9 protein-coding genes and 1 tRNA gene are annotated in these 13617 nt (G+C 47.7%); 2 read left to right on the plus strand and 8 right to left on the minus strand.

Annotated features, from left to right (window positions below):
- Nucleotides 1-55 precede the first annotated feature (55 nt).
- The 8 genes from ACYVEA_RS15060 to ACYVEA_RS15095 form a co-directional block, all read right to left on the minus strand.
- Nucleotides 56-934: a MerR family transcriptional regulator gene (locus ACYVEA_RS15060; RefSeq protein WP_461114270.1), complete on the minus strand. Its 879-nt coding sequence runs from the start codon at nucleotides 932-934 to the stop codon at nucleotides 56-58.
- Between the two features lie 272 nt (nucleotides 935-1206).
- Nucleotides 1207-1282: transfer RNA gene (locus ACYVEA_RS15065), tRNA-His, on the minus strand.
- A 113-nt stretch (nucleotides 1283-1395) separates the two neighbouring features.
- Nucleotides 1396-2010 (minus strand): superoxide dismutase, encoded by a 615-nt coding sequence (locus tag ACYVEA_RS15070; protein ID WP_461114271.1) that lies wholly within the window; start codon nucleotides 2008-2010, stop codon nucleotides 1396-1398.
- A gap of 57 nt (nucleotides 2011-2067) precedes the next feature.
- On the minus strand, nucleotides 2068-2502 hold the full coding sequence (locus tag ACYVEA_RS15075; RefSeq protein ID WP_461114594.1) for a nucleoside deaminase: 435 nt from the start codon (nucleotides 2500-2502) through the stop codon (nucleotides 2068-2070).
- Between the two features lie 61 nt (nucleotides 2503-2563).
- Nucleotides 2564-5728, minus strand: coding sequence for an Ig-like domain-containing protein (locus tag ACYVEA_RS15080; protein ID WP_461114272.1), 3165 nt, complete (start codon nucleotides 5726-5728; stop codon nucleotides 2564-2566).
- 240 nt (nucleotides 5729-5968) lie between these two features.
- A complete protein-coding gene (locus tag ACYVEA_RS15085; RefSeq protein ID WP_461114273.1) occupies nucleotides 5969-9058 on the minus strand; it encodes a glycoside hydrolase family 3 N-terminal domain-containing protein in 3090 nt (1029 codons plus the stop codon).
- Between the two features lie 418 nt (nucleotides 9059-9476).
- On the minus strand, nucleotides 9477-9722 hold the full coding sequence (locus ACYVEA_RS15090; RefSeq protein ID WP_461114274.1) for a hypothetical protein: 246 nt from the start codon (nucleotides 9720-9722) through the stop codon (nucleotides 9477-9479).
- Between the two features lie 148 nt (nucleotides 9723-9870).
- Nucleotides 9871-10695 (minus strand): T9SS type A sorting domain-containing protein, encoded by an 825-nt coding sequence (locus ACYVEA_RS15095; protein ID WP_461114275.1) that lies wholly within the window; start codon nucleotides 10693-10695, stop codon nucleotides 9871-9873.
- A 177-nt stretch (nucleotides 10696-10872) separates the two neighbouring features.
- Here ACYVEA_RS15095 and ACYVEA_RS15100 point away from each other — a divergent pair, with 177 nt between their 5' ends.
- A complete protein-coding gene (locus ACYVEA_RS15100) occupies nucleotides 10873-12777 on the plus strand; it encodes a sensor histidine kinase (RefSeq protein ID WP_461114276.1) in 1905 nt (634 codons plus the stop codon).
- Between the two features lie 69 nt (nucleotides 12778-12846).
- A complete protein-coding gene (locus ACYVEA_RS15105; protein WP_461114277.1) occupies nucleotides 12847-13557 on the plus strand; it encodes a response regulator transcription factor in 711 nt (236 codons plus the stop codon).
- Nucleotides 13558-13617: the final 60 nt, after the last annotated feature.

The following is a 13617-nucleotide window of genomic DNA, read 5'->3' on the forward strand; positions in this document are numbered from 1 at the left end:
TATTTCGCTACGTTATTTCAGCAACGTACTAGTTGGTTTCGAGGTAGGTGGGAACTTAGGGGCCTGCTATTCCTATTAATTCTTCAATTTGGTTGATGATCCTAACGTTTTCCGGAGCCATGATATCTTGCCCAACTACTTGATAGCCGGTTAGCAGTACCTGTGAATTAGGAAACGTCTGGGACAACCGATTCACAAAAGGCTGAACTTCGTGATTGGTGGGCACTGACGTTAGTACTGTAAAGAGATAGTCTGGTTGATAAAGCTTATATACAAAGATCAATTCGTTGAATGGCATACTCTGCCCCAAATAAATGACTTTATTCGCACGACTTCTTATCATGTAATTGGCGAAAAGAAGGCTGATCTCATGAAATTCACCTTCAGGCAGGAATAACATATATGTTTTACCCGTTGGCCAAAGCTTGCTCATCTGACCATCAATGGCTACGATAAGTTTTTGCCGGATCAGATTGGTCATAAAATGCTCCTGGGCCGGGCCTATTGATCCTGTAATCCAGAGCGTACCAATACGGCTTAAGAAAGGATAAACGATATGAATCATCGTATTCTCGAAGCCGAATTGCAGGCTATTCGTACTGATAATTTTTTCGAAACGTTCCTCATCCAGATCAATCATAGACAGAGTCAGTGCTTGTATTTGGTCAGGGTAGTTGAGCTGCCGGGACGAAATTTTAAGCACCTCAAGGTGCATTTCCTCCATCGACATTTTCGAAATTTCCGAGATTTTGTATCCGTGATCTTTTAGCAACGAAATATTCAGGACTAGCTTGAGATCCTGATCATCGTAGGTCCGAATATTTGTATTAGTACGTTGCGGAGCAATGATATTATAGCGTTGTTCCCAGATGCGCAGTGTATGGGCCTTAATACCCGAAAGCTGCTCCAAATCTTTAATAGAGTAACTACTCATGGAAAACAATTGATAGGCTAACTATTGAAACGAAATTTAGGGAAAATAGACTTTTTCTAAAACAGTAGTTGCCGGAATCTATCTCGTCTTCCACCACCCTCTGATACGCTTATTAACCCTATTACTATCATTTTGTTTAACTTTTTCTGTAAAAGAATAAACAAAATACCGGTGGCTATTCCTTATGATAATAGCGAGAGCAATCGTGAAACAGAGAAGAAAAGAATAGATATATAAACAAAAAAAGCCCTGAAATTCAGGGCTTTTTAGAAGGGTGAAAGACGGGGCTCGAACCCGCGACCTCCGGAACCACAATCCGGCGCTCTAACCAACTGAGCTACAATCACCGTTTTAGGAGTGCAAAGATAAGATTCAAAGACGAATTATGAATGGTGAATGAGACTTTTTTTGTTGAATTAACCTAATCCATCATTCACCATCCATAATTCATCGACAAAATCTTACGCTGCTTTTCCTTGCTGGTACCGTTTTTCCGCGGCAGTCCAGTCCACGACATTGAAGTAAGCAGCAATATAGTCTGGCCGACGGTTCTGGTACTTGAGGTAATAAGCATGTTCCCATACGTCGAGACCAATTATTGGAAAGCCTTTCACCTCGGCTATGTCCATTAATGGATTATCCTGATTAGGCGAAGACGCGATCGCTAGCTCGCCCTCGGGAGTTACGAGTAACCACGCCCAGCCTGAACCAAAACGAGTGATTGCCGCTTTCGTGAATTCTTCTTTAAACGTATCGAAGGAGCCAAATTTCTGATTGATAGCTTCTGCAAGCGTACCCGTAGGTTGGCCACCGCCGTTGCCAGAAATTGTATTCCAGAACAACGTGTGGTTATAGTGCCCACCTCCATTATTACGAACAGCTACAGGAGCCTTACTCACACTAGCCAGCAGATCTTCAATGGACTTATTCTCCATGTCAGTTCCGGCAATAGCATTATTCAGGTTCGTTACGTAGGCGTTGTGGTGCTTTCCATGGTGAATTTCCATGGTCTGCTTGTCAATATTGGGTTCGAGCGAATCGCTAGGGTAGGGCAGGGGATCTAATACAAAAGCCATTTTACTATTTTGTTAGAATGGAAGACTATTCGGGTAAGTTAACAAGCCTGGTTAAATTTATGTTCTTAAGTGTTTAAAAAACTTCGTTAACAACATCTGGCTTTCTTCGGCCAAAACGCCTGTTTCGAGCCGGGTTTTGGGATGTAATACCGACGGCTCAATTCGGCTGTAACCTCGTTTGAGATCACTGGCGCCAATGACTAATCGACCAATCTGCGCCCAGAACAAGGCGCCTGCACACATCACACAGGGCTCCAGGGTGACGTATAACGTACAATCTGTTAAATACTTACTGCCCAGGTATTGCGTGGCCGATGTAATGGCCATCAGTTCGGCATGAGCTGTTACGTCCTTTAACCGTTCCGTCTGGTTGCGGGCTTTGGCAATGATTCGATTACGACAAACAATAACAGCACCAACGGGAATTTCACCATCGGTGGCAGCTTCTTCAGCCAGACCAAGTGCAATCTCCATAAAGTATTCGTCGGGCATGAGTAAACTAGTCATTGGTGGGAAGCCAATAGCAGTTGCCCTCATTGACTTCCCACTATTTTCACTGTTTCAGCACTTTTCGCGTCGTTTGCCGATCTCCAACCTGTATGTGGAGAAGGTACAAACCACTTGGTTGCGCAGTAAGGTCAAGCTCGTGACGCTTGTTACGCGTCGTCTGTTGTAAGACTGGCCGACCGCTCATTGTAGTTAGAGAGAGGGTTGCTGGGTCACGAGTCAGGGGTAGGTCGACTTCCACCGTAAGGATAGACGTCGTTGGCACGGGGTAAGTTTTTACCAACGGATCGAGGGAATTGTCATCGATGCCCAATAGAGGTAATACGGTAATAACTGCTGTCCCTGAAATCGTACCAGTGCCACATCCGTTTGCAACGCTTGTCAGGCGATACGTAGTTGTGCGGGTAGGCCGAACTTCTGCTGGATATGGGTTGGTTGTGGCAACTGCCGAGTAACTCTGGACGCTGTCTGCATACGTAACAGTCCAGGGACCATCTCCCCCGAATGTAAAGGTTAGACTGCCGGGGTACCCTTCATAAATTTTCTGCGTACCTGTCATTGTCGCCGTGGCCAGTGATCGTATTGTCAATGGAGTCGGACTTTTGCTCCCGATAATGGCAATCTCAGGATTATCCGCTTTAACGCGGACATAATACTGGCCACTAGCCAGCGTCAGCGGTAAGGGTGCCGTTACAGGCGAAGCAGTAGCTGTTCCTTGTACACTGAATTTTTTTGACGTATCAGCCACACTTACCAGTTCAAATCTAAATAAATTTCCCGTGTTGAAATCGCCGGTACTCGTGAACGGAACCGAAAGCGACGTACCAACGCAGGCAGTTAACTGCGTCAACGTGCTGGTCGTGATTGTAGGTACGCGAACGGCAATAGTTGCTGTTGCTGGGTTACCCGGTAGCCCAACACCACAGCTGTTCTTTACTGTCACAATTTGATACGTTGTCGTACTGGTTGGCAGTAACGAAAGCGTTGTATCTGATTTGTTCACTACACCTGTGAGGCCATTTGTAAGGGTATAGCTAAACGGAGCTGCACTCGTAAACTTCAACTGCAAGCCGACCCGCTGTCCCAGATTGATGCTGGTTGCAGAGGGAACCAGTGAGAGAGTTGGCAATGCATTGACAAGCGCTTTGATCGTTGTTCGCCCACTATAACAACCGTTTGATCCGATCTGATAGACGTAAAAAGGATCACCGCCGGCCTGAATGCTCGTATTCAGTGTAAGAGGGGTAGGGGCTACGTTCGAAACATTTCCATAGGGGTCAATCCAGCGCAGACTGCCACCCGTCTCGCCGGTAGCTTCCAGCGGCACAGCTTTGTCGTTTATGCAGTATGTAACCAGCGACTTTATAGCAACCGGCAGGGCTGCAGTACTTACTGTTACCAGAAGAGTAGATCTATTTGGGCTCTCACATCCATTGTACGTCTGACTAACTGAATAAGTTTGCACACCAGTCTGACTGATTGGGGGTACAGGCGCAATCGTAGTAAACGTCCCATCCGGATTATACCATTTCAGGTTTTCACCAAACGCATTCAGCGCTTCCACATTTTGTGCTGGCTGATCCTGCGTTTGTAAACAGAAAGCCCGATTCACTACACCCGGCGCATTGGGTAGTGGCTTAATGGTAACGGTCAGCGTCGCTTTGGGACTTTCACAGCCAGCTGCTGATGTTTGAGACACTTTAAATACCTGATCTCCTACAGCACCTGTACCAGGTGTAGGGGCTTCTCCTAATAGATTATCCGTGGCGCTATACCATTTCAAATTTGTACCATTTGCTGACAATTGAGAAGAAGAACCATTCAAACAGATACCAACAGGGCTTACGCCTGGTGCGGAAGGCGTTGCGTTGACTGTTACGACCAGGCTAGCCCGGTTACTTTCACAGGTAAAGGCCGCGACCTGGCTAACATAGTATGTGGTCGAACCAGCCGCATTGGTAGCCGGTGTGGGGGCCGCGGGCAACGCCGTGCCTCCTGTTTGGGTTAAGTACCACTTCAAATTCTCGCCATTGGCTGTCAGAGCCGGTACGGTTTGTCCTACACAGTAACTGAGGTTAGCCGTGACTGGAGGATTGGCAGCTGGCACGATGGTCACCGGAATGGGGGCTCGGGAGCTTTCACAGCCATTGACGGTCTGGCTGACGTAGTAGGTAAAGGTTCCCGACTGAGTCGTGCTGGGCGTAGGAGTGAGGTTAGACGCTACACCGCCCGTGGCATTCGTGCCATACCAGTTGAGGATGCCCCCTGCGGAAGGGGTCGCTATCAAAGCAGGGGCCGTTGTATTCTGGCAGTAACCTCCTGTAGGAGGAGTGACACCCGGTGCCGAAGGTATCGCGTTGACGGTTACGACCAGGCTGGCCCGGCTACTTTCACAGGTAAAGGCCGCGACCTGGCTAACATAGTATGTGGTCGAACCAGCCGCATTGGTAGCCGGTGTGGGGGCCGCGGGCAACGCCGTGCCTCCTGTTTGGGTTAAGTACCACTTCAAATTCTCGCCATTGGCTGTCAGAGCCGGTACGGTTTGTCCTACACAGTAACTGAGGTTAGCCGTGACTGGAGGATTGGCAGCTGGCACGACGGTCACCGGAATGGGGGCTCGGGAGCTTTCACAGCCATTGACGGTCTGGCTGACGTAGTAGGTAAAGGTTCCCGACTGAGTCGTGCTGGGCGTAGGAGTGAGGTTAGACGCTACACCGCCCGTGGCATTCGTGCCATACCAGTTGAGGATGCCCCCTGCGGAAGGGGTCGCTATCAAAGCAGGGGCCGTTGTATTCTGGCAGTAACCTCCTGTAGGAGGAGTGACACCCGGTGCCGAAGGTGCATTAACTGTTAGTGACTGGGCACTGGCCGTGCCAGTCACAGCGGGAGCGCTGGAAACAATCCGAATGCGATACCCTGCTCCGTTGGCCGTTGTTGCTGGAATCGTGGCATTAACCGATCCGGCACTTGTGCTGGTCACGCTGCCAATACTGGCTGGAGCTGTAAAGGCGCCAGCCGCGTCGGATAATTGAGCCGTAAATGTATTTCCAGCAGTAAATGTGCCGCTTATTGTATATGAAATGGTAACGGCTCCCCCTGGGCAAACGCTGGCAGGCGAAATGGTCGTGATGGTCTGAGCAAAACTGCGGGTTACTAAACCAGAGATGCATAACCAGATAAATAAATAGGAGTAGAAATTACGTCCATTCATAAGCAATAACAATGAAACAGTTCTGGGCCTAAAGTTAAGGTATTTATAGATGATCTCACGATCTTGTCGTGGTGCTCAGACAATAGCACCGTTCAGTCGATATAGAGATAAGCAGCAAGCAGTACAATGATTGCCAATGAGGAAGAAAAATGGATTGGTTTCTATCAGGATAAAATTCAACCATAAAAGACCAGTGGCCAGTCTTCTTACTTTTATTGGTTGGTTGAAGGCCGCGGAATATTATTGAATGGCGCTGTAAATCACCTCGTGAATCCGTCGGCGAAGCTTCGTGGTATTAATAGACGTATTCCCGGCTGTGGGATAAATACGATTAGAGAGGAAAACAAATATCAGGTCTTCGTCGGGATCAACCCACACTACGTTTCCCGTGAAGCCCGTATGCCCGAATGAGCGCGGGGAGGCTTGCTGAGCCATATAGACACTACTCGCGCTTTCGGGGTTTGGCTTGTCCCATCCTAATGAGCGATGGCTACGGTTACTCAGGGTTTGGGTGAAATACGGAACCGTCATTGGCTGAAAGATGCGCTGTTCGCCGTATATGCCTTTCTGAAGGTTCATTTGCAATAAGGTAGCAATGTCATGAGCATTACCAAAAAGACCGGCATGACCCGAAATTCCACCCTGTACGGCCGCCATCTGATCGTGAACAGTGCCCACCAGTAACTGATTCCGGTAGTACGTATCCTGTTCCGTTGGAGCACATTGTGGGTGCGGAAGACGTAGTAAAGGTGTAAAGCCGAGCTGGTGCAGACCCAGTGGTTTGTATACGTTTTCTGTAACGAACTTATCTAAAGGCTCTTTACTAACACGCTCCACAATTTTCTGCAATGTCAGGAAGTTCAGGTCGCTATAAATGTAAGCGGGCTTGCCCGACTCGTCCATTTTTTTCGACATGGGCGAGTGAACTACCCATTTCCAAACGGAATCTCGTAGCGCTGGTACACCCCAAAGCGTTGGCGCAATCTGAAGCGTGTGCAGACTATCATGGGTCGTAGAATAGTACTCTGCTTTTAATCCTCCGCCTGGTAAACGAGTACGGTCCCAACTGGTCGGGTAATACGATACCATACCCGATTGATGCCAGAGCAGATCCTGAATGATAATGTTTTGCTTGTTCGTATTTCGTAGCTCAGGTAAGTAGAAGGACGCTTTCTGACTCAGATCAATCTGCTTACGGTCATACAACACCATTACGGATTGTAACGTAGCCAGTACTTTAGTGAGCGAAGCCAGATCATACAACGTCTCATCGGTTACTTTTTCGGCACCGGGCGAATAGGTCAGCGCACCAAAATTTTTGCTGTACACAATCTTTCCTTTCCGGGCGACTAGGACCTCACAGCCAGGCACTACGTGATTCTTGACGGCACCCTGCACGATCGCGTCGATCTGGTTTAGAACCGTTGACTTCATACCAACACTTTCCGGCGATCCGGACGAGAGTCGTCCTTCGGGATTTAACGTCAGGCCCATGCCCACTTTCATATCACCCGTTGAAATGGGTAGCATACCCCGAGCGCCCAAACCACCGAATAAGACTTGTGGCACCACCCGTTGCATATCATCGAGCTCCTGATAGGCACAAACCAACGCGTCGGCCCCGGCGAACTGAGTCAAACTGTAGGGTGATCCAAAGGCGGTAACAATCACTTTTATACCCCGCTGTTTGAGTCGTGCGATTAAATCAATCGAAGGTTTGGTAATGCCATATTTCCGCGAAGCGGATTCGCTCATTTTATGAAAGCTAACCACCACCGTATTAACATCGCCAAGCTGAGCCAGCGCGTTATTCAAGTCAATTTCGGAAGCTAATTTGCCCGGAAATGCAACTGTCTGAAACGGTGCATATTGGTTCAGTGTTTTCTGAAATACATTACCTGGCTCAGCACCAATGGCAATGGACGCTAATCGCAACGTATCTAAACGATTCAATGGAAGCAAATCATTCTTATTGTCAGCCACCGTAACCGACTGTTCGCAAAGTTCCTGCTTTAGTAATTCAGCTTCGGGAGAATTCAGGTCGGCGGCCAGGTTACCAAGATTGATCGGCTTGTAGTTATTGAGTCCCGCCCAATATTTTGCCCGCAGGATTTTTTTGACTTTTTCGTCAATAAACTCCTGAGTAATAATCCCCTGCTGAACAGCATTTAAAATGTTTGTGGTGGCGTCGCGAACGTTTTCCGGATAAAGCAGAATGTCGTTGCCTGCAATTAAGGCCCGCAGATTGACGTCCAGCGCCTTCGGCGATCGGTTACTGATACCGCCCATATTCAGGGCATCGGTAAAGACCAATCCTCGAAAGCCGAGTTCTTTTTTCAATAGTTCAGTAACAATCTTCTCCGACAACGTAGCAGCCAGTGCGGGTGTATTGTCCATAACCGGTACGTGCAGATGACCCGTCACGACCCCCATCAGGCTATCGGCAATAAGTTTGCGGAATGGATAAAGATCAATTTCCCGCATTTGCTCCGACGACCGGCTGATCGTTGGCAACGTGTGATGCGAATCGGCATTGCTATCGCCATGCCCCGGAAAATGTTTGGCGGTTGCAATGACATGTGTTTGCTGTAATCCCCGCATGTAGGCCGACGCTTTGAGGGCTACGTTCTCCTTCGATTCGCCGAATGATCGAATTCCAATGACCGGATTAGTTGGGTTGCTGTTGATATCGGAGACAGGGGCAAAGTTGATGTGAATACCCAGTCGCTGGCATTGCCGACCGATTTCGGCGCCCATTCGGTAAATCACTTCGTTGTTTCGAATGGCACCCAGCGACATTTGCTTAGGGAATTCCATGGTGCTGTCCAGCCGCATGCCCAAACCCCATTCGCCGTCAATGCCAATAAGCAAAGGTACTTTCGACTCAGCCTGATAGCGGTTCGTCAGGGCTGCTTGCCGATAAGGCCCACCCTGAAAGAAAATCAATCCGCCAATGTTATTACTCTGAATCAGATGGTCAATATATTGATAGTGATTCTCATGGCGATTGGAGAATGTAGCTACCATAAAAAACTGCCCGACCTTTTGTTCTGGCGTTAGCGTATGAAAGACGCTATCTACCCAATGTTGACCACTGTCTGTCATGGTAAACACCTCAACCGGTTTGGCTGCTGGTCCATAAACGTAGGACGCAAGGACAGCTTTGGGTGCGACGTGAGCTATTACCCGTTTGTGGGTCGTTTTTGAATGTGCCTTATGAGAGAGCCGGGCCCACATATGGCGACCCGGTTTCATTAATCCAAACGCAGTTACTAGACTGACGAACAGGAGGCCGACAAGTAAAAGGGGTCGTACAACAATGTTCCGCATGGGCACTCGGTAAGTAAAAGGGTACGGTCAGCAATCGATGGTTTCGGGCCGAACCATAAAAATAGCCTAATCCTATCAAAAACTAAGAGCTGTCGTTGAATTGTCTAAATTTTTAACGAAATAATGTAGATTAAATGATATTCGCAACGGATTAATACAAAATTAAAAATGAGTAATCCTGCTTTATATAAGTGTAGCGGATAAGTATTTATATAATGATTTATTATTCGGTAAGTTCCCAAGGCACTGGCTGAAAGAGAAACTGACAGTGGTCAGTCGGTTTTTTGTGGCCCTTATGGCAACGTAATCAGTACGTTATGCAAAGAGCGTCCTGGATGGACAAGGAGAGAAGATAGACGTGGTGCGCCCGTATGTCGCAACAATGAAACGTCTGATGGCACTTTAGAAAACAGCTAAATTAATAGGCTTGCGCTGGGCGCACATGAGAAAGCACGGCAATCAAGCGATCTCCCAGTGTAGTTTTGGCTACCTGAACAGTCTGCTGTAAGGATAGCGATGTGGAGGTTTTGGTTTTGGCTACCGATGCCGATGTTTTAGCACGTAGTTGCTTCCGGGCCGCAAACATATTGTGCGGATGCCCCATACTGAACGCCTGTCCGCTTATGCCTACCAGTAAGATTCCGACAATTAGGAGGGTTTTCATAGCCTTTAGATTTATTTACTATGCAAAGATATAGGTTTAGATTGGTATCTTGCAATACATAGTACTAAATTTTTTAAATTATTTTGAAAATGAGGTGAATGGCGATTGGTGACTCATTTCAATCAGCGACCAATCGCCACCACGTATATTATTCTACGACAATTCGTTTAACTGCCCCATCCTCATTTTGAGTGACGGTTATGAAAAAGGCTCCCTGCGTGTTCTTGCCTAAGTCAATCTGGCCGACAAACTCGCCTGAGAAGTCCTTGATTTCGCGTTTAGCTACCTCTTTTCCTTTAGGATTCGTGACAATAATGCTGACGTCGCCCTTTGCCGGTGCGGTGAAGCGAACATTCAGTTGATTGTGGTCTGGATTGTTAGGGTAGGCATCCAGGCCACGAATGGTCGACGGTTTTCCGTTGAGATTGCGAGCCCAATCTTCAAAAGGCCGGGCAATCTGCCGGTCAAAATCTCGGGGGATTTGAAATTTGAACCGATTGAATTGATCTGCGAGTGAATCTGTCCCTTTACGAAACTCGTAGCGCCAGTTCCGATTATTCCAAAAGTCTTGATTGGATTTAGGAATCCGGCCACGTAGTACGTAAGCATCGGCGGGAACGGAGCGCTTATTCATTTTAAGCCGCTCACGGGTGACGCGCTGATCGCCATTAGTATCCTCAACAATGATTGTCATCTGGCGTTGGGCACCCCCTTTCCGGGTTGCTTTAAGCGAATCGACTAGTTTCGTCACCAATTTATCGCGTTCAGGGTCACTCATGCCGTCAATATGATACGTGCGTTCAATTTCCCGAACCTCGCTGCCATTCCGTTCGATGATTCTGACATTCAGGTCATTTTTCTCCGACTTAGGCGATGGAGATACTGTCTTCTGAGCGGTAGCAACTCCACTTAGTGTGGCTACCAACAATAGAGCCGGAACGAACCGGGAACCTACAAAAACTGTTTTTTTCATAGCAGTAAATAATTGGGAACAAAGAACGATACGTTGCGAAACCGATTGATACTGGGGTTGTTAAAGTTTGTTAACAAGCCAATCTGTAGCCTTCGTGGTTCGTACTTTTACTGACCACCACGATGGCTTTCTTATAGATGTAAAAGTTGGGGTAAGGTTGCATGAGGAGTAAAAAAAATGTCTAAACAACGCATACGCTGGATTGTAGCCCTGATGACCATAGGGCTGTTGGGTCTGGTTGGCTTGCAGCTATACTGGATTAGCAGTGCGCTGCAATTGCAGAAAGAACAGTTTGCCTATAAAGTGACCGACGCCCTCCAGGAAGTTGTCCGGACGCTGGAACGCCAGGAGATACTTTACTTAACAAAACGGCGATACCAAGCTCGTGAGCAACAGAGCAGACTCATGGCCATCGCTAAAAAAGAAGACAGGGCAATAAAAAAGAAACCGACTATTCAACATAATACGCCTACTCAATCCGATTACTTGGCGCACTCAAAGCAGGGTGATTATGCTACGTCGGGCAGACAGGCAGGCACCCGACAACTGTCTCCGGCGGGCACGATGGTTGTCCAATCAGATGTATTACATCCAATTGTACAGCCGCTATCTCCTGAACAAACGGCCATTGTGGAAGAGTTTTTTCGTAAGCAGGAGGAATTGATGGCTGTTGGTGACTGGCAAGCGCAATTGGCTCAGCAGGAACAATTTAATGCCTGGGCTGAAAAAATATATATAAACGAACTGAATCGAATCAATACCCAGGTAGATCAGTTGGCACGTCAGAATGATTCAATAGCACGCGCCCATAGAAAACGTGCCAAGGCTACGCAACTGCGGAAAGCCCAGCAGGAAAATGCTGTTGCCTCTGCCACTTCAGGCTTGGTTACGCGCCCGGCGAGTATGAGCCAGCATCGGGCCGAAGAACAGGCGCATAGAATCAAGGATATATTAAAAGGCTTGCTATTATCTGATCGCCCAGTTGAAGATCGCGTTAATCGAATGGCGATCGATACGTTGCTTCGGCAGGCCTTAGTTGAGCGAGGGATCAATATTCCATTTGCGTATGCGGTTCGAACGCGTAAACAACCACAGTTCCTGTTTACATCCCTGGGTATGGGCGCTCAACAATTTGATGTTGACGGCTATAAAGCGGCTCTTTTCCCCAATAATTTTATCGAAACAGGCAACTACGTCTATGTCTATTTCCCCACCCAGCAGCAGTTTATTCTGGGGAGACTAGGCTTTACGTTTGGCGCGTCAGTGGTGTTGATTCTGGTCATTCTGGCGTGTTTCTACATTGCCATTAGTACGATTGTCAGGCAGAAGAAACTGGCTGACATCAAGAATGACTTCATCAATAATATGACCCACGAGTTCAAAACGCCCATTTCGACGATCTCACTGGCCGTCGAAATGGCGCAGGAACAATTGCGGCCAGCATACGTAGCAGAAAATGAGTACGGTACTTCACCCGAACTTGCTACAAAACCCGACCAGCGGCTGATCCGCTACATGGGTATTATCCGGGATGAAACCCGACGGCTTGGTTCGCACGTAGAGAAGGTGTTGCAAATGGCGCTACTGGACCGGGGTGAGATCAAGCTCAATTTTTCGTCAGTTAATGTGCACGACGTAGTTGAAAAAGTTCTGAACAACCTGGGTTTGCAGATTGAGCAGCGCGGTGGTGAGCTTGATTTACACTTCGATGCCGATCAGGAGGTCGTTGAAGCCGACGAACTACACTTGACGAACATTGTTTATAATCTTCTGGATAATGCCCTGAAATACTCGCCCGAAAGTCCGCATATTACGCTCAGTACACGTAGTCTACCTGAAGGCGTCAGCATTACGGTTGCCGATCAGGGCATTGGGATGACCAAGGATCAGCTGAGTCGGATTTTTGAAAAGTTTTATCGGGTACCCACCGGAAATCGGCATGATGTGAAAGGGTTTGGCCTTGGTCTGAGCTACGTCAAAAAAATGATTGACGAGCACCACGGCCATATTCATGTCGAAAGCCATCCCGGCAAGGGAAGTTCGTTTGAAGTGATTTTACCTTATAAACAAGAAAGTCAATAGTCATTAGTCGATAGTGGTCATCCCTGAAACGTACTATCGACTAATAACTATTGACTGACTACTTATTTTATGCCAACCATTCTCCTCGTAGAAGACGATCCCAATCTGGGTGCACTGGTGCAGGAATACCTGACCATGAAAGGCTATAAAACCGACCGCGCCACTGATGGGAATCAGGGGTTACAGTTATTCATGGCAGGTAAGTACGACCTCTGCATTTTCGACGTAATGATGCCCAAAAAAGACGGCTTCACATTGGCGAAGGAAGTACGGATGGATCACCGCGACGTTCCTATTATCTTCCTGACGGCTAAATCCATGCAGGAAGATACGATTCAGGGATTTAAGGTGGGCGGGGATGATTACATGACCAAACCCTTCAGCATGGAGGAACTGTTGCTACGTATCCAGGCGATCCTCCGCCGGTATCAGCGGTCAACGGATTCCGTCGAACCGAGTGTTTATCAGATTGGCTCATTTTCATTTGATTACCCGCATCAACTGCTATCTCGGGCGACCGAAAATCAATTGGCAGATGCCGCCGACGGAGTGCCTCAGAAACTAACCAGCAAGGAATCAGAATTATTAAAGTTGCTGGCACAGAACCTGAATCAGCCCGTCAGTCGTAGTTTTGCATTGAAAATGGTTTGGGGCGACGATTCCTATTTCAACGCCCGAAGCATGGACGTGTACGTAACGAAACTGCGTAAATACCTCAAAGAAGACCCCGCAGTTCAGCTTGTCAACGTACACGGCGAAGGATTTAAATTGATTGTTTGACGGTATTCAGTTTACAGTTTTCGGTTAGCTGGCTGATGAATAAACTGTAAACCGAATACC

The sequence above is a fragment of the Spirosoma jeollabukense genome (assembly GCF_054777855.1).

Excerpts from the sequence above, each read along its gene's own strand:
- ACYVEA_RS15075 (WP_461114594.1), bottom strand. The coding sequence starts at position 2,502 with ATGCCCGACGAATACTTTATGGAGATTGCACTTGGTCTGGCTGAAGAA.
- ACYVEA_RS15090 (WP_461114274.1), bottom strand. The coding sequence starts at position 9,722 with ATGAAAACCCTCCTAATTGTCGGAATCTTACTGGTAGGCATAAGCGGA.
- ACYVEA_RS15080 (WP_461114272.1), bottom strand. The coding sequence starts at position 5,728 with ATGAATGGACGTAATTTCTACTCCTATTTATTTATCTGGTTATGCATC.
- ACYVEA_RS15105 (WP_461114277.1), top strand. The coding sequence starts at position 12,847 with ATGCCAACCATTCTCCTCGTAGAAGACGATCCCAATCTGGGTGCACTG.
- ACYVEA_RS15085 (WP_461114273.1), bottom strand. The coding sequence starts at position 9,058 with ATGCGGAACATTGTTGTACGACCCCTTTTACTTGTCGGCCTCCTGTTC.
- ACYVEA_RS15060 (WP_461114270.1), bottom strand. The coding sequence starts at position 934 with ATGAGTAGTTACTCTATTAAAGATTTGGAGCAGCTTTCGGGTATTAAG.
- ACYVEA_RS15070 (WP_461114271.1), bottom strand. The coding sequence starts at position 2,010 with ATGGCTTTTGTATTAGATCCCCTGCCCTACCCTAGCGATTCGCTCGAA.
- ACYVEA_RS15095 (WP_461114275.1), bottom strand. The coding sequence starts at position 10,695 with ATGAAAAAAACAGTTTTTGTAGGTTCCCGGTTCGTTCCGGCTCTATTG.
- ACYVEA_RS15100 (WP_461114276.1), top strand. The coding sequence starts at position 10,873 with ATGTCTAAACAACGCATACGCTGGATTGTAGCCCTGATGACCATAGGG.